Origin of the sequence: Vibrio sp. 1F263 (assembly GCF_041439035.1) — a bacterium.
GTDB classification, from domain to species: Bacteria; Pseudomonadota; Gammaproteobacteria; order Enterobacterales; family Vibrionaceae; genus Vibrio; species Vibrio tasmaniensis_A.
The window spans coordinates 55963-76756 of record NZ_JBGONI010000007.1 but is presented as its reverse complement, the minus strand read 5'-3'; the positions used below and the strand labels follow the sequence as shown (position 1 = coordinate 76756).

Below are 20794 nucleotides of genomic sequence, written 5' to 3'. Positions count from 1 at the left end.
AACTGACCCTTTAGAAAGTGACACGCTTTCTGTATAATCCGCACACAGAATTCAAGGGCAAGTATTATCTACTTGCCCTTTTTACGCTTTAGATCAGCAAAGGGCGACTATGTCTTTCCAACAAGAAGTGAGCAAACGTAGAACGTTTGCGATTATCTCTCACCCGGATGCGGGTAAAACCACGATTACTGAAAAAGTTCTTTTATTCGGAAACGCGATTCAAAAAGCGGGTACCGTAAAAGGCCGTGGCTCTAACCAGCACGCTAAATCTGACTGGATGGAGATGGAAAAAGAACGTGGTATCTCGGTAACTACGTCTGTAATGCAATTCCCATACAACGATTGTCTAGTCAACCTACTCGATACTCCTGGACACGAAGATTTCTCGGAAGATACGTACCGTACATTAACCGCGGTTGACTCTTGTTTGATGGTTATCGATGCTGCGAAAGGTGTCGAGGATCGTACTCGTAAACTGATGGAAGTAACGCGTTTACGTGATACACCAATCGTAACGTTTATGAACAAACTTGACCGTGATGTTCGTGACCCAATGGAAGTGCTAGATGAAGTGGAAAGCGAGCTAGGTATGGCTTGTGCTCCAATCTCTTGGCCTATCGGTTGTGGTAAAGAGTTTAAAGGCGTTTACCACATTCACCGTGATGAAACGATCTTGTATGAATCTGGCCACGGCCATGAGATCCAAGAAGTTCGCATTATCAAAGGTCTAGATAACCCTGAACTAGACGAAGCTGTTGGCGAAGATCTGGCGAGCAGCGTTCGTGAAGAGCTTGAATTGGTTATTGGCGCATGTCCTGAGTTTGATCACGAACTGTTCCTTGCTGGCGAGTTGACTCCAGTTTACTTCGGTACTGCATTGGGTAACTTCGGTGTTGACCATATGCTTGATGGCCTAACTCGATGGGCTCCTGCGCCTCAAACACGTCAAGCAAATGAGCGTGATGTTGAAGCGACTGAAGAGAAGTTCTCTGGTTTCGTATTTAAGATCCAAGCAAACATGGATCCAAAACACCGTGACCGTATCGCATTCATGCGTATCGTATCGGGTACTTACGACCAAGGTATGAAGATGAACCATGTTCGTACTGGTAAGAACGTGAGTATCTCAGATGCAGTAACCTTCATGGCGGGTGACCGTGCTCGTGCTGAAAAAGCATACGCGGGTGACATCATTGGTCTGCATAACCACGGCACAATTCAGATTGGCGATACCTTTACTCAAGGCGAAAGCTTGAAGTTCGCAGGTATTCCTAACTTTGCGCCTGAGCTATTCCGTCGTATTCGTCTGCGCGATCCATTGAAGCAGAAGCAACTTCTAAAAGGCTTGGTTCAGCTTTCTGAAGAGGGCGCGGTTCAAGTATTCCGTCCTTTGCAAAATAACGATCTGATCGTTGGTGCAGTTGGTGTACTTCAGTTTGATGTGGTTGTAGCGCGCTTGAAAGCGGAATACAACGTTGAAGCGATTTACGAAGGTGTGAACGTTGCAACTGCACGTTGGGTTGAATGTGATGACGCTAAGAAACTAGAAGAGTTCAAACGTAAGAGCCAAGCTAACCTAGCGTTAGATGGTGGTGATAACCTATCTTACATCGCACCGACTATGGTGAATTTGAACCTAGCTTCTGAACGTTTCCCAGAAGTTCAATTCCGAGCGACGCGCGAGCACTAATCACTCTGCGCTCTATTCGAGTTAAACAAAAACGTCTATTGTTCTGCAATAGGCGTTTTTTTATTCGTGTCTTTTGAGGTTAGAGGCTTAAGGTAAGTATGTTCAGTTGGATAAAAGCTTGGATTAAGAAATACGATAAGTGGTGCGAAGAGCTTGGCTTAACGCCTGAAAATAAGCGCAGCTGCGTGGCTTATCGCCGTGATCCTCAAGGACAACAAACAGAGAGTAGGGAAGATGACACCAGAATTAAGTGAATTTCCGCTGTTTGACACCCATTGCCATGCGGACTTTGACATCTTTGAGCAAGGTTTTTCACTTGATAAAGGTATTGAAGGTTACGTTAAAGAGGCGAAACAGGGGCAAGTCGAGAAGTTAATCATCCCTTCTATTGGCCAAAGTAACTGGAGGAAGCTTGATGAAATCGCTCAATCTTACCCTAATGTTTACTACGCTTTAGGTTTCCATCCTTATTTTTTAGAGCAAGCCAATGACAAGCAATTCTCAGAGCTTCGCCAATTACTCTCATCAAAAAACAGCCAATGTGTTGCGATAGGAGAGTGTGGCCTCGACTTTTTTGTCGATGTTGCACGGGAGAAACAAGAGAGTTTTTTCATCCAACAAATGGAACTCGCGAAGGCATTTGAACTGCCATTAATCATCCATGAAAGGAAGTCTTTTAACCGACTTATTGAGCTAATAAAGCAGCATAAATTTACTTTAGGTGGCGTGATCCATGGATTTTCAGGGAGCGAACAGCAGGCTTTGGCGTGGATTCAGCTTGGTTTCTATATTGGCGTCGGTGGAACGATTACTTACCCAAGAGCACAAAAAACACGCACCACTATCTCAAAACTGCCTCTTGAATGCCTGGTATTAGAAACGGATGCCCCGGATATGCCCATGCATGGAAAACAAGGAAATATTAATCATTCCAAGCATTTAGTTACGATCTTAAATGAACTATTTTTGCTTAGAAAAGAACCGAAGCAATCGGTTGCAGCGCAAATTTGGCAAAATAGCCATCGCGCATTCGGTATATGTGAATAAAATCGAAGGTTTTTGTTTATCGTTTGCGTAAATTGCACTTGGCTTGTGATTCGGCTCACATTTACGTGTGAATGGTACATGAATCTTCTACGAAAGTGTGAGGACGGCATTACTTTATTAGTGGTCGCATGAGTATAATTGCCTCCGCTTTATAGCCCCATTTTGTAACACGCCAATAAATAACTAATAAGGAAGTCATAAACTATGAGCCTGTTTATGAGCCTCGTCGGAATGGTTGCACTGATTGCAATCGCAGTACTACTATCCGACAACCGCAAAGCAATTAATCTAAGAACAGTGGGTGGCGCTTTCGCTATCCAATTCGCACTTGGTGCATTCGTACTTTACATCCCTTGGGGTCGTGATCTACTTGCAGGTTTCTCTGCCGGTGTAGCAAACGTGATCGACTACGGTAAAGATGGTACTGGCTTCCTATTTGGTAGCCTTGTTAACTTCTCAGTTGACGGTATCGGATTCATCTTTGCATTCCAAGTTCTACCAACACTAATCTTCTTCTCTGCTCTTATCTCTGTACTTTACTACATTGGTGCGATGCAAGTTGTAATCAAGGTTCTTGGTGGTGGTCTTCAGAAAGCTCTAGGTACTTCTCGCGCCGAGTCTATGTCTGCAGCTGCAAACATCTTCGTTGGTCAAACGGAAGCGCCTCTAGTTGTTCGTCCATTTGTTCCTAAAATGACTAACTCTGAACTATTCGCAGTAATGTGTGGTGGTTTAGCGTCTGTTGCTGGTGGTGTACTAGCGGGTTACGCATCTATGGGTGTACCTCTAGAGTACCTAGTAGCAGCGTCATTCATGGCAGCACCTGGTGGTCTACTATTCGCTAAAATCATCAAGCCTGAAACTGATGAAGTTGACGAGAACCTAGGTTCAGACATCGACGGTGGCGACGACAAGCCTGCTAACGTTATCGATGCAGCTGCTGGCGGTGCGTCAGTTGGTCTACAACTAGCACTTAACGTTGGTGCAATGCTACTAGCATTCATCGGTCTAATCGCTCTTATCAACGGTATCCTAGGTGGCATCGGTGGTTGGTTCGGTATGGAAAACCTAACTCTAGAACTTCTTCTAGGTTGGATCTTCGCACCGTTAGCATTCATCATTGGTGTTCCATGGGAAGAAGCAACTATTGCTGGTTCTTTCATTGGTCAGAAGACAGTTGTTAACGAATTTGTTGCATACCTAAACTTCGTACCATACATCGGTGAAAACGCTCAAATCGTTGAAGCGACTGGTCAAGTAATGTCTGTTAAGACTCAAGCAATTATCTCGTTCGCTCTATGTGGTTTCGCAAACCTTTCTTCAATTGCGATTCTTCTAGGTGGTCTAGGTGGTATTGCTCCAAACCGTCGTCACGACATCGCACGTATGGGTGTTAAAGCGGTTGTAGCTGGTACTCTATCTAACCTGATGGCAGCAACAATTGCTGGCTTCTTCTTATCTTTCTAATCAGTTAGAAATCGATATATAGACGCCATAATAATATCGCCCCGTAGCAAGAAATTGCTGCGGGGCTTTTTTGTTTTTGGGCCTAGTGATTTTGAGCATTAGCATGAGTGAATGCTTGGAGTCGAAAATGGGTCTAGAATGTTTTTTTGAGATACAAACCGTTTGCGTTCTAAGGAGCACTACAATTTATTGATGGATACCTATAATGTATTAGCTAAAGGGATAGGATGTCTCTGCTGGCAAGAAAGTAACATTGAGATTAGCTCGAACGTTATTCTTCTGGGATTAAGCCAAACTTAGCAATACGCTATATTAGCAATACACTATAGATGTTAGACACAACATGACTGATTTGTTGTGCCATAGACCAAACTGGTACTGTGCGGTGACAAGGATTGCAATTGGTAGCGAAAGTTATCAAGTCTTCAGGGAACCAAGTCCGTTCATTTGTGACTACTGAGCATTACTAAAATATCCATCTATACTGGATGGATGGTGAAGTAGTTAACTATTTGAATATATTGATCGGAGATAGAAATGAGCGATTTAAAAGCAGCAGCTCTACGTGCACTTAAACTTATGGACCTAACTACGCTAAATGACGACGATACTACTGAAAAAGTAGTGGCGCTTTGTCATGACGCGAAGACTGCAGTTGGTAACACCGCTGCAATCTGTATTTACCCTCGCTTCATCCCAGCCGCTAAGAAGGCGTTGCGTGAGCAAGGTACTCCAGAAGTACGCATCGCGACTGTAACTAACTTCCCTCATGGTAATGACGACATCGAAATTGCTGTTGCAGAAACGAAAGCAGCGGTAGCGTACGGCGCAGACGAAGTTGACGTAGTATTCCCATACCGTGCTCTTATTGCTGGCAACGAAGAAGTTGGCTTTGAGCTAGTTAAGCAATGTAAAGCCGCTTGTGGTGACATCACGCTTAAAGTGATCATCGAAACTGGTGAGCTTAAAGAAGAAGCACTGATCAAGAAAGCTTCTCAAATCTGTATCGAAGCGGGCGCAGATTTCATCAAGACTTCAACCGGTAAAGTGCCAGTAAACGCGACTCCTGAGTTCGCACGCATGATGCTTGAAGTTATTCGTGACATGGGCGTAGCTAAAACAGTGGGTTTCAAACCAGCTGGTGGCGTACGTACAGCTGAAGATGCTCAAGCTTACCTAGCGATGGCTGATGAGCTACTAGGCGCTGAGTGGGCAGACAACATGCACTACCGTTTTGGTGCTTCAAGCCTACTAACTAACCTTCTTAATACATTAGAAGTGACAGACGAAACTGCAGATCCAGCAGCATACTAATTTCCCTATCGGGTATAACAATAAAGTCTGTTTGATGGAGTGGTGTTAAGTCACTCCATATTACCTCTTTCCCTACACACCATACTCACTAGAGTTTGGGAGGCACTAATGTATCTACCTCAAGAAATTATTCGCAGAAAACGTGATGGTGAAGTCCTAACGACTGAAGAAATTAACTTCTTCATTCAAGGCGTGGCTAAAAATACCGTTTCTGAAGGCCAAATTGCCGCATTCGCAATGGCTATCTTTTTTAATGAAATGACGATGCCAGAACGTATCGCACTGACGTGTGCAATGCGTGATTCGGGCATGGTGATTGACTGGAGCCACATGAACTTTGATGGCCCAATCGTTGATAAACACTCTACTGGTGGTGTTGGCGACGTAACTTCTTTGATGCTTGGCCCTATGGTGGCAGCATGTGGCGGTTTCGTTCCAATGATCTCTGGTCGTGGTTTAGGCCACACTGGTGGTACGCTAGACAAGCTAGAATCTATCCCTGGTTACAACATTACACCAACCAACGATGTGTTTGGTGCCGTAACCAAAGAAGCTGGCGTGGCGATCATCGGTCAAACAGGCGATCTAGCTCCTGCTGACAAGCGTGTTTACGCAACTCGTGATATCACAGCAACAGTAGACAACATCTCACTGATCACCGCTTCAATCCTATCTAAGAAACTGGCCGCTGGTCTTGATTCTCTAGTGATGGACGTAAAAGTCGGTTCAGGCGCATTCATGCCAACGTATGAAGCCTCTGAAGAGTTAGCAAAATCTATCGTTGCAGTAGCAAACGGTGCAGGCACTAAAACAACAGCAATCCTAACGGACATGAACCAAGTTCTGGCTTCTTCAGCGGGTAACGCAGTTGAAGTCCGTGAAGCGGTTCAATTCCTAACAGGCGAATACCGTAATCCACGTTTGTTGGAAATCACGCTAGCGTCGTGTGCGGAAATGTTGGTGTTGGGTAACCTAGCAAAAGATTCAGATGAAGCGCGTGAAAAACTGATGGCAGTACTGGATAACGGTAAAGCAGCAGAGTGCTTCGGTAAAATGGTAGCGGGCCTTGGTGGTCCAGTAGATTTCGTAGCGAACTACGATAACTACCTAGAAAAAGCAGAAATTGTTAAACCAGTGTACGCCCTCGAAAGCGGTGTAGTATCAGCGATGGATACGCGTGCAATTGGTATGGCTGTCGTTGGTATGGGCGGTGGTCGCCGCGTAGCAACAGACAGCATTGATTACGCAGTCGGTTTTGATAGCTTCATTCGCCTTGGCGAAGTAGCAAGCGACGATAAACCATTAGCAATGATTCATGCTCGCAATGAACAACAGTGGCAAGAAGCTGCGACGGCATTACAAAATGCAATCACTGTGGGTGGAGAATATACAGCAACGCCAGATGTTTACCGTCAGATTCGTTCTGAAGACGTGTAAATAACAGGTATCGGTATACCTCGTGTATACCGATAAACAGAGTTCTGGTGCAAAGAGCAATAAGTTGGTGAAGAAAATGAAAAGAGCATTTATTTTAGTTTTAGATTCATTCGGTATCGGTGAAACAGCGGATGCTGACACATTCGGCGATGTAGGTTCGGATACAATGGGTCACATTGCTGACCATTGTGATCAAGGCCTTGCAGATAACGCGGATCGTAAAGGTCCACTAACGCTGCCAAACCTGTCTAAGCTAGGTTTAGCTAAGGCTCACAAAGAGTCTACAGGTCGCTTTGCTCCTGGTATGGATGCAGACGCTGAGATCATTGGCGCGTACGGTCACGCTGCAGAGCTGTCTTCTGGTAAAGACACGCCATCAGGTCACTGGGAAATCGCAGGTGTGCCGGTATTGTTTGACTGGGGCTACTTCACCGACAAAGAGAACAGCTTTCCAAAAGAACTGACGGATCGCATCCTTGAGCGTGCTGGTCTATCTGACTTCTTAGGTAACTGCCACTCATCGGGTACAGAAATCCTAGATAACCTAGGTGAAGAACACATGAAGAGTGGCTTGCCAATCTTCTACACTTCTGCAGACTCTGTTTTCCAGATCGCATGTCATGAAGAGACATTCGGCCTACAAAACCTATTAGATCTTTGTCAGATTGCTCGTGAAGAGCTAGCTGACTACAATATTGGTCGTGTTATCGCTCGTCCGTTTATTGGCGCAGGTAAAGGTCAGTTCGAACGTACTGGTAACCGTCGTGACCTTTCTGTTGAGCCGCCAGCGGCGACAGTTCTTCAGAAGTTGGTTGATGAGAAGGGCGGTAACGTTCACTCAATCGGTAAGATCTCTGATATCTACGCAGGTTGTGGTATTACTCAGAAAACGAAAGCAACAGGTATTCCTGCGCTATTTGAAGCAACTAAAGAAGCGATCACTGAAGCGGGCGACAACACTATCGTGTTCACTAACTTCGTTGATTTCGACTCAGCTTACGGTCACCGCCGTGATGTTGCAGGTTACGCAGCGGCACTTGAGTACTTCGATGGCCGTATCAATGAAATCATCGATATGATGAAAGAAGATGATGTACTTATCCTAACTGCTGACCACGGTTGTGATCCGACATGGCCAGGTACTGACCATACTCGTGAACATATCCCTGTGATTGTTTACGGAAACAAGGTTCCTGCTGGCTCTTTAGGCCGTCGCGATACCTTCGCTGATATCGGTCAAAGCTTAGCGTCTTACTTTGGCACATCGCCAATGGGACACGGTACAAGCTTTCTATAATAGTTAACGAAGAGAGAGGGAAACCTCTCTCTTCTTTTTTGTTTTGAGATTAAGGATATTTTCAATGGCTACTCCACATATTAATGCTGAAATGGGTGATTTCGCTGACGTAGTTCTAATGCCCGGCGATCCGCTACGTGCAAAATACATCGCTGAAACCTTCCTAGAAGAAGTGGTTCAAGTGTGCGATGTTCGTAACATGTTTGGTTACACGGGGACTTACAAAGGCCGTAAGGTTTCGGTAATGGGGCATGGTATGGGCATTCCATCTTGTTCTATTTACGCGACTGAGCTGATCAAAGACTTTGGTGTGAAAAAGATCATTCGTGTCGGCAGTTGTGGTGCAGTGAGCGAAGATATCAAAGTACGCGATGTGGTTATCGGCATGGGTGCGTGTACCGACTCAAAAGTGAATCGTATTCGCTTTAAAGGTCATGACTTCGCGGCTATTGCGGATTACAAAATGGTGCGTGCGGCAGAAGATGCGGCAAAAGCGCGTGGTGTAAACGTCAAAGTCGGCAACCTATTCTCGGCTGAGTTGTTCTACACGCCAGATCCTGAAATGTTCGAAGTCATGGACAAGTACGGCATTGTCGGCGTAGAAATGGAAGCGGCGGGTATCTATGGTGTATGTGCTGAATACGGCGCAAAAGCTCTGACAATTTGTACTGTTTCAGATCACATCAAAACTGGTGAGCAAACCACATCAGATGAACGTCAAACGACTTTCAATGACATGATGGTTATCGCACTAGACTCTGTGCTTCTTGGTGACCAAGACTAATCTGCTAATAGATTTCAAAAAGCTTAATAGATACCGCAAAGTTTAATAGATAACAAAAGCCCCGTTGCTGCCTGAGCTTCGGGGCTTTTTATTGGATTTGTTAAACTAATACCAATCGTAGTAAATAACTGGTCAGCCTAGCTAGTTAAAACACTCGATAACTGCGTTGTGATTTTTGATTGTAGAATAACTACTTATCAGAAAATCACGCCTTGTTCTCAAGCCTTTTTCCTGCGCTATTTCTGATCACTTACTTACTGTGATTGGTATAAGCTGTTAAGAGCTGACATTTTTAAGCAGCCAGTTTTCCCCAGACTTAGCCTTTCTTTTACGAATAAGCATGATGAACAACACGCCACTGACAAATCCCATTAAGACCATGCCGATCATGTAGCGATCGCTCTTACGGTAGTGATGATCAGAAATAGCTGTCATTTTTCCTGTCTCAAAAGTCACGCGGATAAAGCCAATGATCGTACTCTCTGGAGAGTAAATAGGTTCAACGAGTTGCTGCCTGCCGATACTTGCCGTTGAAAGAGGTGTGTCTAAGCCAAGAACCTCGCGTACCGAGAGCGCTTTTTCACTCGAAGCCAGTCGGATCCCTTCTGCATCGTAGATGGTGGTATCAAATACCAATCGATCCTGAGACAGTTGGTTAGTGAGCTCTAGTAGGCGCTCTTGGTCTTGCTGAGTGATCATCTTACTGGCTGAAAGTGATGCCTGTGAGATCAGTAGTTTGGTCAGCGTTTCCAACTGTTTTGCTTGGATCTTCTCATTACCTTTACTGATCACTACTGTGTTTTTAATGGTTACCACGAACATAGCAGCCAACAGAATTAGGGCTAGTACTCGTAAAGCGTTACGTATTGAGAACAATGATTCATTCATGTTTCACGAAGCCTGAAATAAACAAATGTTATGATTAAGACATATTGAGACTTGCGTTTTCAAATTGCAATAGGTTAACGTTTAGCATAGTTAATTAGGAATCATACACATGGACGCTCAGAAATATCTGCCGATTAAAAGGCATACGACATTATTAACCCGACTCCCCGAGACACGTTTCGCTTCTCAACTCGCCAAATCTAAAGCCAATTGGATTGTGTTCGGTGAGTACTTATCTCCACAATCATTTGATGACATCGACTTTTTCACTGGTACCTACAACACCATCCTCAATACGTGGAAGGTGGGACATTACGAAGTGGCACTGATGTCAGGGAACTTAACCCCGGCACACGAAGAAATTTTACAAGCATTGAAGCTTGATTATGCTTGCCTTAGCGAGGTCCCAGACTTATCTAAGCCAGGTTTGATCGTGATGGATATGGACTCCACAGCAATTCAAATTGAATGCATCGATGAGATAGCAAAGCTCGCAGGAGTCGGAGAGTTAGTTTCTGAAATCACAGAGCGTGCGATGCAAGGCGAGCTCGACTTTGAACAGAGCCTACGCCAACGCGTTGGGGCACTGAAAGGTGCGGATGAGTCGATACTGGAGCAAGTGCGCCAGTCATTACCATTCATGCCAGACTTGGTTGAGCTAGTGAATACTCTGAATAAACTTGGCTGGAAGACGGCGATTGCATCGGGTGGTTTTACTTATTTCTCAGACTACCTGAAAGATACGCTTGATCTTGACCACGCTCAGTCAAACACGCTAGAGATCGTCAATGGTAAATTGACGGGTGAAGTATTAGGCGATGTTGTTTCCGCACAGACCAAAGCGGATATCTTGGTAGAACTTGCTGAAGAGTATGAACTGGAACTGCATAACACCGTTGCCGTGGGTGATGGTGCCAATGACTTGGTTATGATGGGTTCTGCCGGTTTAGGGATTGCTTACCATGCAAAACCGAAAGTTGAACAACAAGCTCAAACTGCTGTGCGTTATGCTGGCTTAGGTGGGGTGCTTTGTATCTTGTCAGGTGTATTAGCTAAGCAGCAAAAAATCAGCTGGCAAGCGAAGCCTTAGTCATATTTAGGGCGGTATAACGGATACAAAAAAGCAGGTGACGAGCCTGCTTTTTCTATTTTTAAATCCGATAAGTCGACAAACCGGTAAGTTGATCTGGTTATTTAGTGCGAGAGTTCTAATCGAATCAATACTTCATCGGTAATGTCTTCTATCTCACCATAACCAATAAAAGCGGTGACCTCACTCTCTAACTTCTTCGCTTGGTGCATACTGATGCGAGAAAGCTCGGCTAAGTCTGATTGGAACAAACTGGTTAATGGATTAAAGATAGGGGCGGTTGTGACTCGCAGTACATACACATCACCCAGATCTTGCGCCTTCTTGATGAACGAAATACGTTCTTTCGTAGATGCAAAGTCTTTTACCAACTTCGTATGTACAGATTGAATCTTGTTACCAAACTTTATCGCAGCAATGTATACGTCATGATGTTTTGGCTCTGCACCTTCAATTCTTTTCAGTGGCTCAGCTAATAGTGAATTAGAGTGACCTTTGAAAATCGGTTCCAGTGAAAACTTTTGGTTGTGCCCAAGTTTAGCGAGTAACGCTAGATGCTTGTTCAGCGGGAAGTTCACACCAATGAGCTTACAACGCAACGTTGAGCCCGGCTTATCAATGAAAATTGGATTACTGACCATTTTGTTAAGCAAAACAGTGTGCAGTGATTTAAGCAGTGAATCGGTGGGCAGTATTTCTTGCTTCTTATTTAGCTTACTTTGGTTCTGATCGATAAGCCCATTGAGGAAGGCGATGGTACGCATTGTTTTTGCATTCTCGGTGATAACCAATTGAACCTTGCAACCGTTCGGGCTTACACGAATTACATGGTAAGGCACTGTGCTTAATGGCAAGTTTTTATCATAGAGTTGCAGTTCATTAAAATTCACCACAACCGGATCATCAATCTTGAGTACCATTGGGTGTTCAAGGGTAATGCTTAGGCCACGTTTTGATATGTCTACAGTGTGTCCATTTATTGTTGGGCTATCTTGTGATGTGAGTTGAATTGGAGATTTAAAGCTATATCTCGGTTCTTTACGACGACTTTGGGAATCAAAGTAGATACTTTGAATGTTCCCCACCACCGTTCGCGGATGACGAAAGCGATTAAGGTCACTGCTTGGAATGCGTGGTTTTTCACTTAATAGGTAATCGGCAGCACTTTCGTGATCACCGATCTCTTGCAAGATACCGCAATGAGTCAGTTGCGCAGAGCTTTGAGCAAGCGTATCTGAATGCTCAGCTAAGGCTTGTCGCTCAGAGTCGGATAATTCGAAAACCGAGAATTTGAACGCCTTCCAACTTTTACGTTTACCGCCGATGTGCCAGAACAGTTGCCTCTCTTCACGAGAAGCTTCAGGCAGCATCATCGAGTAGAACAAGGTCTTATTTTTATGTTCATGGGTAAAAGAGTAGATAACGTTACTGGTTCCCTTCACGCCAGGCTTAGCGAGTAAGTTCATACGTTGTTCGTTGAACAAAGTACCCAGAGCCTGTTGGTTACGCTCATCATGCCAGTATTGCCATTGGGGATGATTGTTATCCGTGAGCAGCGCGAGCTTCAACTCACTACCACTGAAGAATAGAGGGAGATTACAGGTGTACTTTAGATAGGTGTGTTCAATACCGCGAGTTCGCGTTCGAATGAGCCTATCTTGATTCTCATGGCTGGTTTTCTTGCTGACACTATTTAGAGATTCATCGAGTAAACGAGCCACACTCGTTGTATCGCTGATTCTCATGCATCTTAAAAATTTGACTGCATTGTTCTCGTAGGATTCATCAATACCCAGAATACGAAATTCAACCGCCTCATTAACATCGGCTTCTAGTGACTTCTCAACAAGCTCAGTGAATTTAACACTGATGATTTCCCCTAGGTTGTATTTAAACGCCCTTGGTACCTTGAACTTTGCACCCGACGGAGAAATATCAACTGTCACACCATGTAGGCTTTGTCCTTTAGGCGTGGTGATTTCAACCTGTGAGCTAATCTTGAGCCTGTTTTCTTTGCGTTTTAAATCGTAACCGAGGTTAATAGCTTCTGCTTCATAGGGGCTATCAGCGTTAGTGATATCGTGGTCATCTTGAGAGGATGTTTTAACAATATTACGAAGAGGTTGAATGCGAGGTGTCATCACTAACTCCCACACGCCCTCGGTATAACCTTTAAATTTTTTAGTACCACGTTGATACGCGTTCAAAGCTATGTCATCAAGCCAATGTTTACGCTCGTCTAGCGTGAATTGATGACATTCATTATCAATACGCCCGCGTAAATCAATGCTCTTTGTGCACGGAGCCATGATACGATTCAGTTCCATTTTAACGAGCAGTTTTAGAGACGGTGATTCGCCTTCTGTCATTTGAGAAAGAAGGAATTCGAAATCTTCGGCATGGTAGGCCGGAATAAGTCGTTCTGCTACAGATAGAATTTCAGATTGCTGCATACTTTTCTTGTTAGAATGGATGGTGCGTTATTGTTATCGACGAGTTGTATTTGATCTTTAGGTATTCGTGGCCCTACTGCAACTTTTATTTTCACCTGTACGGTCAACGGGGTCACAAAATAGCAACATTTACCCGTTACTAAGCAAATTATTGAGGTTTTATGGCTAAGGCAAAGCGAGCTTATGTGTGTAATGACTGTGGTGCTGACTTTCCACGTTGGCAAGGGCAGTGCAATGCATGTGGTGCTTGGAACACGATTACAGAAGTTAGGTTAGCCGCTTCACCTCAGGTCGCGCGCAATGAACGACTAAGTGGTTACGCTGGTGGTGCAACTGAATCTTCGGTTCAAACGCTATCGGAAATCGACTTGCAAGAGGTCCCGCGCTTTAGTAGTGGCTTCAAAGAGCTTGATCGTGTACTTGGTGGTGGTGTTGTACCTGGCGCTGCGATTCTTATTGGTGGTAACCCTGGTGCCGGTAAATCAACGCTGTTATTGCAGACTATGTGTCAGCTTTCTTCCCAGTTACCGACACTTTATGTCACTGGCGAAGAATCTCTTCAACAAGTTGCGATGCGAGCTTCTCGATTAGGGTTACCAAAAGAGCATCTCAAAATGCTCTCTGAAACCAATGTTGATAAAATCTGTCAGGTTGCAGAAAGAGAGCAGCCTAAGATCATGGTTATCGATTCAATCCAAGTTATGCATGTCGCTGATGTTCAATCGTCTCCAGGCAGTGTTGCTCAGGTGCGCGAATCGGCAACCGCATTAACGCGCTACGCAAAACAGAATAACGTTGCCGTATTCCTAGTGGGACACGTAACTAAAGACGGTACCTTAGCGGGACCAAAAGTACTTGAACACATTATTGACTGCTCGGTACTGTTAGATGGCGGAACGGACAGTCGTTTTAGAACCTTGCGCAGCCACAAGAACCGTTTTGGTGCAGTGAATGAGCTAGGTGTGTTTGCTATGACAGGGCAAGGGCTAAAAGAAGTTAGCAATCCATCGGCTATTTTTCTGTCTCGTGGTGAAGAAGAAACCTCAGGCAGTTCAGTGATGGTAGTTTGGGAAGGAACGCGTCCACTCCTTGTTGAAATCCAAGCGCTAGTGGATTATTCGCAGCTGGCTAACCCACGTCGTGTCGCTGTTGGTCTCGAGCAAAATAGACTGTCATTGTTACTAGCCGTGCTGCATAAACACGGCGGCTTACAAATGGCTGACCAAGATGTGTTTGTGAATGTCGTTGGTGGTGTTAAAGTAACCGAAACCAGTGCTGATCTTGCATTGGTAATGGCTTTACTTTCGAGTTTCAGAGACCGCGCATTGCCAAAAGATGTGGTGGTTTTTGGCGAAGTAGGCCTTGCTGGTGAGATTCGACCTGTACCTAGCGGTCAAGAGCGCTTAAATGAGGCGTTTAAACACGGCTTCAAGAGAGCCATTGTACCAGCGGCTAACATGCCTAAAGGTGGCATTCCAGGAATGCAGATCCACGGTGTGAAAAAATTATCGGAAGCAATTAATGCTTTTGATGAGTTGTAATTGAGCTCACTTCAGCTACTCTATACAGCAGAAATTCAGTCTAACTTAAACGCTATTTTCGCTTTAAGTTAGCACTAAACTTAACAATCATTTAGATTGTTTCTTCAGATTGCCTTTTTCTATATGTTAGAAAAAGGCAAAGTTTTTTAGTCCCAAATGCATGCAAAGCTATCAGTCCTCACAGATTGTGATATACTCTGCGCGCATTTTATATCCTATTAACAGAGTAAGACAATGGCAGATTTATCGAAATACAGAAACATTGGTATTTTCGCGCACGTTGATGCGGGTAAAACAACTACCACTGAGCGTATCCTTAAGCTAACTGGTCAGATCCACAAGACTGGTGAAGTACATGATGGCGAATCAACTACTGACTTCATGGAACAGGAAGCTGAGCGCGGAATTACTATCCAATCAGCAGCTGTAAGCTGTTTCTGGAACGGTCACCGTCTAAACGTTATCGATACTCCTGGACACGTTGACTTCACAGTTGAAGTATACCGTTCTCTTAAAGTACTTGATGGCGGTATCGGTGTATTCTGTGGTTCTGGTGGTGTTGAACCACAATCAGAAACTAACTGGCGCTACGCTAACGAATCAGAAGTATCTCGTCTGATCTTCGTTAACAAACTAGACCGTATGGGTGCAGATTTCTACAACGTTGTTGACCAAGTTAAAAACGTTCTAGGTGCAACTCCTCTAGTTATGGTTCTACCAATCGGCCGCGAAGATGAATTCGTGGGTGTTGTAGACCTTCTAAGCCGTAAAGCATACGTTTGGGATGACACTGGTCTTCCTGAAAACTACGAAATCACTGATGTTCCTGCGGACATGGTTGATGACGTTGAGCAATACCGTGAAGAGCTAATCGAAACTGCTGTAGAGCAAGACGATGACCTAATGGAAGCTTACATGGAAGGTGAAGAGCCTTCTATCGAAGACATCAAACGTTGTATCCGTAAAGGTACTCGTGATATCGCATTCTTCCCTACGTTCTGTGGTTCTGCGTTCAAGAACAAAGGCATGCAAGTTATCCTTGATGCTGTAGTAGATTACCTACCTTCTCCAACTGAAGTTGATCCTCAACCTCTAATGGATGAGAACGGCGAAGAAACAGGCAACCACGCTATCGTTTCTACTGAAGAAACTTTCAAAGCGCTTGCGTTCAAAATCATGGATGACCGTTTCGGTGCTCTAACTTTCGTTCGTATTTACTCTGGTAAATTGAACAAAGGTGACACGATCCTTAACTCATTCACAGGTAAAACTGAGCGTGTTGGCCGTATGGTTGAGATGCAAGCTGATGACCGTAACGAACTAACTAGCGCACAAGCTGGTGACATCATTGCGATCGTTGGTATGAAGAACGTTCAAACTGGTCACACTCTATGTGATCCAAAAGACCAAGTAACGCTTGAGCCAATGGTTTTCCCAACTCCAGTAATCTCTATCGCTGTATCTCCAAAAGATAAAGGCGGTTCTGAGAAAATGGGTATCGCGATCGGTAAAATGGTTGCTGAAGATCCATCTTTCCAAGTTGAGACTGACGAAGAAACTGGCGAAACTATCCTTAAAGGTATGGGTGAGCTTCACCTAGACATCAAGGTAGATATCCTTAAGCGTACTTACGGCGTTGACCTAACAGTTGGTGCTCCTCAAGTTGCTTACCGTGAAACTATCACTCAAGCAATTGAAGATAGCTACACGCATAAGAAACAGTCTGGTGGTTCTGGTCAATTCGGTAAGATCGATTACCGTATCAAACCAGGTGAAGCAGGTTCTGGCTTCAAGTTCAACTCAGTAGTTGTGGGCGGTAACGTTCCTAAAGAATTCTGGCCTGCAGTTGAGAAAGGCTTTGCTGGCATGATGGATAACGGCGTACTAGCTGGCTTCCCTACGCTAGACGTTGAAGTTGAACTTTTCGATGGTGGTTTCCACGCAGTCGATTCATCTGCTATCGCATTTGAAATCGCAGCGAAAGGCGCATTCCGTCAATCTATGCCTAAAGCTGGCGCGCAACTTCTTGAGCCTATCATGAACGTTGACGTGTTCACTCCAGACGATCACGTTGGTGATGTTATCGGTGACCTTAACCGTCGTCGTGGCATGATCAAAGATCAACAAGCTGGCGTTACTGGTGTTCGTATTAAAGCTGACGTACCTCTTTCTGAGATGTTCGGCTACATCGGTCACCTACGTACTATCACTTCTGGTCGTGGCCAATTCTCTATGGAATTCGCACAATACGCACCATGTCCAACTAACGTTGCTGACGAAGTGATTGCAAAAGTTAAAGCAGAAAAAGAAGCTGGTAAGTAATTAGCCCTTTTCTAAATTAGCTAAAAAAGCCCCGCAAGTGAAAGCTTGCGGGGCTTTTTATTATCAATGATACCAGCGAGCGTCGTTCTATTATCTTAAGCCTATATTTAAGAGCTTATGGGATGATCTTGGTTTTGATTGAAGAACATAGAGAAGAAATTAAAAAGGCCAACGAAAAATAAATGGCAGACTTTTCAAGTACGTATTTCTAAGGCATAGCTTTAACTTCAACCGTGATCGTATCTTGATATTTTCCAGCACGCGCAAATTCGATGTTACCTAACGTCACCTCAAGGGGAACTCCCCAGCGCTTAGTATCCTCATTGTTTGAGAAGGTATAGACCGATTTCTGGTTTACTAAGGCGTTATTAAAGCGCAATGTATATGGGATCGTGACGTTGGATTCCGACTTCTGTTTTAACTCACCATATCTCTGCTTTACAACCAATCTTACATTCGAGTTCGAAAGAAGATCAAAATCGGATCGATAGGTTCGGTTAGATTCAAGGTCACCAAGCTGGAAGCGATAACCTGAGCTCCCTGAGCGTTGAAGGTTTGGTGCGTTAGGCACAGAGTTGAAAGCCACAAACGCTGGTACGTTGAGTTTCACTTTGGCATTTTTTGTCTCTTGTTTTCTATCTAGGGAAATAGAGGCTTCAAGAAGTCCGTTATAATGACCAGATGCGGCCACTTTAGCCTCTGGCACTTTTATCCAAAACTTTGTTCTTTGGCTGTTATCCAGAGGTAGTTGAAAGCCTTTACTAGGAAAGTGGCTCAATTGGCGGAAGTTTTTGTCCAGAATAGTCAGAGGTAAATTTGTTCCAATTGAACTCAAATAGCTAGATTGTTTATTGTTGACCGATACTATGGCCGTCGGGAATCGACAGGTCTGAATATCACGCGACAACTCTAAATAAACGGGAATATAAGCGGCTAAATCTCGCTTAAATTCAACATTGCTTCTGTCGACGTTAAGTATCCACTTGCCACTGCATTCGGCCAAAACCGGTTGAGATAACATGGCTAAACCGAACACTGAGAACTTAAGTAAGTGTTTCATGGTTTATCCCTCTTTAATAAGTAAAGTTGGTAGATAAATCAGATTGTCATTGATTTCTGGGACGCTCAATTTTGTTGGGCTAAAGCCATCTATGACGATGGTGTAGTCACCCGGCGCAACGCCTTCCACAACGAACCTACCTGATCGATTAGTGAAAAATTCATATGTTTTCTGTTGTCCAACTAACTGACCTTGGAAAAGTTTTAGTGGTGTTTTTGGCCCGATCTCAATCTTACCTATAATGGTTTTCGATGCTGCCGAGCCAATTTTTATTAGATGGCCTGTTTGTGAACCTGGTGTAATGTTGTATTCGTGGTCACCGAAGTTATAACCTATTGGCGCATCCGGTACATCAATGTAGATACTGGATAATTGGTGCCCTCCAGATAACTGAACTGCATTACTTATAGTATAGGTAGATATTGCTTCTGCAGGATCGTCTGCAACCGCATTTATTTCTACATCAGCATCTAACGAGTCATGGACAGCGATGATTGCTACAGGGCCATTGATTGGACGTGACCAAGCCAAGTTACCGTCAGCCAAAGTAAACGCAGTACTCGCTCGTAAAGAAGCGGTTTGGTAGTTTGCTGAGTTATCAAATGCTAGGTGAGAAACTTTAGCGTCGGTGATAAATCGGTTTGCTACATAATTACCTTCGATTGAATAAGTTTGAGAGTCACTCTCGCCTTCAGCCGTCATCGCATAACCATAGCTGCCAGTATAATCCTCCGATGGACGTTGGAATTGAGCTCGATAGGTGTCTGGTTCGTTGGAGTAAGATACATTTGCATTGTATTTGCCGTCGTCAGAGTTCCAATCCCAATCAGCAGAAAAGGTGAAGCGAGTTTCGTCAATGTTTTCGTTTGGGTTTTCTTCTTTTTCGATACCTGCAGAGAGTGACACGTTATAAAATTGCCAAGCAATTTCAGTCGAGGCCTGCCATTGTACTTCTGCCTCTTCAAAATCACGATAGTCACCGCTCAGGATTAAGCTCAGGTTATCCGTAATACTGAAAACGTAGTTTGAAAAGACGCGGAGGCCAGTATTCGCATCCGTAATCTGCCAAGGTAATGCGAAATAATTCTCTTGATATTCACTACCAAGACGGAAGTTTGGGGAGCCGTAGCTGTCTGTTCCCCATAATTGATGAGAGTAATCTAAGCTGTAGATACTACCTGTCTCATTATTGGGCTTGTTGTTTTGTGCCGAGGCTCGAATCCCCAAATTACCCCAATCGGAACCAACGGTAGCAATCATACCGAGTTGTTGTCCTTCTGGGTGGTACAAACCATTTACACCGACTGTTAAGGTATCGCTGATGCCATAGTCGTAATATCCAGAAGTTACCCATTGCTCGTTGTCATACTTAAAGTTGTTATCTTCAATTGTCGACGTTAAACCAGAGTAAAAGCCGAAATCAGAAATGCCTTCTCTTAATAAGCGTGAGTTAAAGAACTGGCTATAAACGATGGTATCGGTTCTGCCTGATTGATAACTAATGTCTAACTGAACGTCATTGGTACCAGAAACGAGAGGCAAATCATCAAGTGTATATCGACCTGGGGGTAATCGAATCTCGGTGAGAAAAACATCGTTGATATAGATTTCCACATCGGCACTCTCATTCAATACTAGCGGTTGAGTTCCTCCGTTCTGGATGTTTCGGGTAGGTTGTAAGTCTTGATACAAACGTTCAAAAGCAAGGCCACCGAGAGGTGTACTAGGAAGGTGCCCTGCACTTGCTTGGGTGACATCACCAAAGGTTAGACGAAAAGGGGTATTTGGTTCATCGAAGAACAGGCGAGCTTCACCTCGATACACGTCGGAATTGAGATCGCTACCACCAGTTACAAAGCCAGATATTTCAACATTAGCGCCTCGGACGCCACCAATATTGGATTTCAATAACCATTCACCAAGCCAAGTTTGGGTGTCTTCTGCATTAGAGTCGTTGAATAAGGAGTAATCCGTACTGGCATTCAGTGTATTTTGTACTGTCCAAAACGCGCTTTCTGAATATTGGGCGGGTTCATATTTGCTACCAAACGAAAGCAAAAATTCAGCTGCAGCCGTTTCATCAATCACTAAATTTATGCTTTGTTCGGAGGAGTTAAAAGTTGCATTGATACCCATACGATCCAACTGTTCGACTGTGATGTACTCTTCGGAAAAATCTCGTAGTGCAGCCAATGTATCAGGGTTAATCAATTTTTTAGTCGACTGAGCTATCTGATCTACGTTGACAGATCCAACACTTATACCGTCAGAGTATGCATTTACTTCACCGATTGTGTTTTCACCCCAAGTGACAGGAAATGGGAATAACCAACTTTGAGCGAACGCGGTTGGTATAGTCATTATTAGAGTGAGGTATAAAATGAGACTCTTCATGAAAGCATCA

The 20794-nt window shown here is 44.2% G+C and carries 15 protein-coding genes; 11 read left to right on the top strand and 4 right to left on the bottom strand.

The window, feature by feature from the left end; all coding sequences use genetic code 11:
• Nucleotides 1-109 precede the first annotated feature (109 nt).
• The 8 genes from prfC to deoD all read left to right on the top strand — a co-directional run bounded on the left by prfC (nt 110) and on the right by deoD (nt 9036).
• The gene (gene prfC / locus ACED25_RS06890; protein ID WP_012604694.1) at nt 110-1690 is read left to right on the top strand and encodes a peptide chain release factor 3; all 1581 of its coding nucleotides are present in this window, start codon (nt 110-112) and stop codon (nt 1688-1690) included.
• 98 nt (nt 1691-1788) lie between these two features.
• Nucleotides 1789-1944, top strand: a complete 156-nt coding sequence (locus tag ACED25_RS06885; RefSeq protein ID WP_009847525.1) for a DUF5363 family protein — start codon at nt 1789-1791, stop codon at nt 1942-1944.
• Complete coding sequence (locus ACED25_RS06880) at nt 1925-2737, top strand: TatD family hydrolase (protein WP_371694943.1); 813 nt, start codon at nt 1925-1927, stop codon at nt 2735-2737. Before ACED25_RS06885 ends, ACED25_RS06880 begins: the two co-directional genes overlap by 20 nt.
• A gap of 204 nt (nt 2738-2941) precedes the next feature.
• Entirely contained in the window at nt 2942-4204 is a 1263-nt protein-coding gene (locus ACED25_RS06875; RefSeq protein ID WP_009847523.1) for a NupC/NupG family nucleoside CNT transporter, read from the top strand.
• A 537-nt stretch (nt 4205-4741) separates the two neighbouring features.
• Nucleotides 4742-5518: a deoxyribose-phosphate aldolase gene (gene deoC, locus ACED25_RS06870; protein WP_017080007.1), complete on the top strand. Its 777-nt coding sequence runs from the start codon at nt 4742-4744 to the stop codon at nt 5516-5518.
• 108 nt (nt 5519-5626) lie between these two features.
• Nucleotides 5627-6955, top strand: coding sequence for a thymidine phosphorylase (deoA, locus tag ACED25_RS06865; RefSeq protein ID WP_371694941.1), 1329 nt, complete (start codon nt 5627-5629; stop codon nt 6953-6955).
• Nucleotides 6956-7031: 76 nt separating this feature from the next.
• The gene (locus ACED25_RS06860) at nt 7032-8252 is read left to right on the top strand and encodes a phosphopentomutase (RefSeq protein ID WP_371694939.1); all 1221 of its coding nucleotides are present in this window, start codon (nt 7032-7034) and stop codon (nt 8250-8252) included.
• A 64-nt stretch (nt 8253-8316) separates the two neighbouring features.
• The gene (gene deoD, locus ACED25_RS06855) at nt 8317-9036 is read left to right on the top strand and encodes a purine-nucleoside phosphorylase (RefSeq protein WP_371694937.1); all 720 of its coding nucleotides are present in this window, start codon (nt 8317-8319) and stop codon (nt 9034-9036) included.
• A 276-nt stretch (nt 9037-9312) separates the two neighbouring features.
• Here the strand turns inward: deoD and ACED25_RS06850 are convergent, their stop codons facing one another.
• Nucleotides 9313-9924: a YtjB family periplasmic protein gene (locus ACED25_RS06850; RefSeq protein WP_009847518.1), complete on the bottom strand. Its 612-nt coding sequence runs from the start codon at nt 9922-9924 to the stop codon at nt 9313-9315.
• A 109-nt stretch (nt 9925-10033) separates the two neighbouring features.
• Between ACED25_RS06850 and serB the strand changes: the two genes are divergently transcribed.
• Nucleotides 10034-11014 (top strand): phosphoserine phosphatase, encoded by a 981-nt coding sequence (gene serB, locus ACED25_RS06845; RefSeq protein WP_009847517.1) that lies wholly within the window; start codon nt 10034-10036, stop codon nt 11012-11014.
• Between the two features lie 104 nt (nt 11015-11118).
• On the opposite strand, the gene ACED25_RS06840 is transcribed toward serB, so the two are convergent.
• Nucleotides 11119-13467: a PilZ domain-containing protein gene (locus ACED25_RS06840; protein WP_371694935.1), complete on the bottom strand. Its 2349-nt coding sequence runs from the start codon at nt 13465-13467 to the stop codon at nt 11119-11121.
• A 161-nt stretch (nt 13468-13628) separates the two neighbouring features.
• On the opposite strand from ACED25_RS06840, the gene radA reads away from it, so the two are divergent.
• Complete coding sequence (gene radA / locus ACED25_RS06835) at nt 13629-15008, top strand: DNA repair protein RadA (RefSeq protein WP_009847515.1); 1380 nt, start codon at nt 13629-13631, stop codon at nt 15006-15008.
• 234 nt (nt 15009-15242) lie between these two features.
• Complete coding sequence (gene fusA, locus ACED25_RS06830) at nt 15243-17330, top strand: elongation factor G (protein ID WP_009847514.1); 2088 nt, start codon at nt 15243-15245, stop codon at nt 17328-17330.
• A gap of 208 nt (nt 17331-17538) precedes the next feature.
• Here fusA and ACED25_RS06825 read toward each other — a convergent pair whose 3' ends face one another.
• Both ACED25_RS06825 and ACED25_RS06820 read right to left on the bottom strand, forming a co-directional pair.
• The gene (locus ACED25_RS06825) at nt 17539-18390 is read right to left on the bottom strand and encodes a hypothetical protein (RefSeq protein ID WP_102257752.1); all 852 of its coding nucleotides are present in this window, start codon (nt 18388-18390) and stop codon (nt 17539-17541) included.
• Nucleotides 18391-18393: 3 nt separating this feature from the next.
• Nucleotides 18394-20784, bottom strand: a complete 2391-nt coding sequence (locus ACED25_RS06820; protein WP_371694933.1) for a fimbria/pilus outer membrane usher protein — start codon at nt 20782-20784, stop codon at nt 18394-18396.
• Nucleotides 20785-20794: the final 10 nt, after the last annotated feature.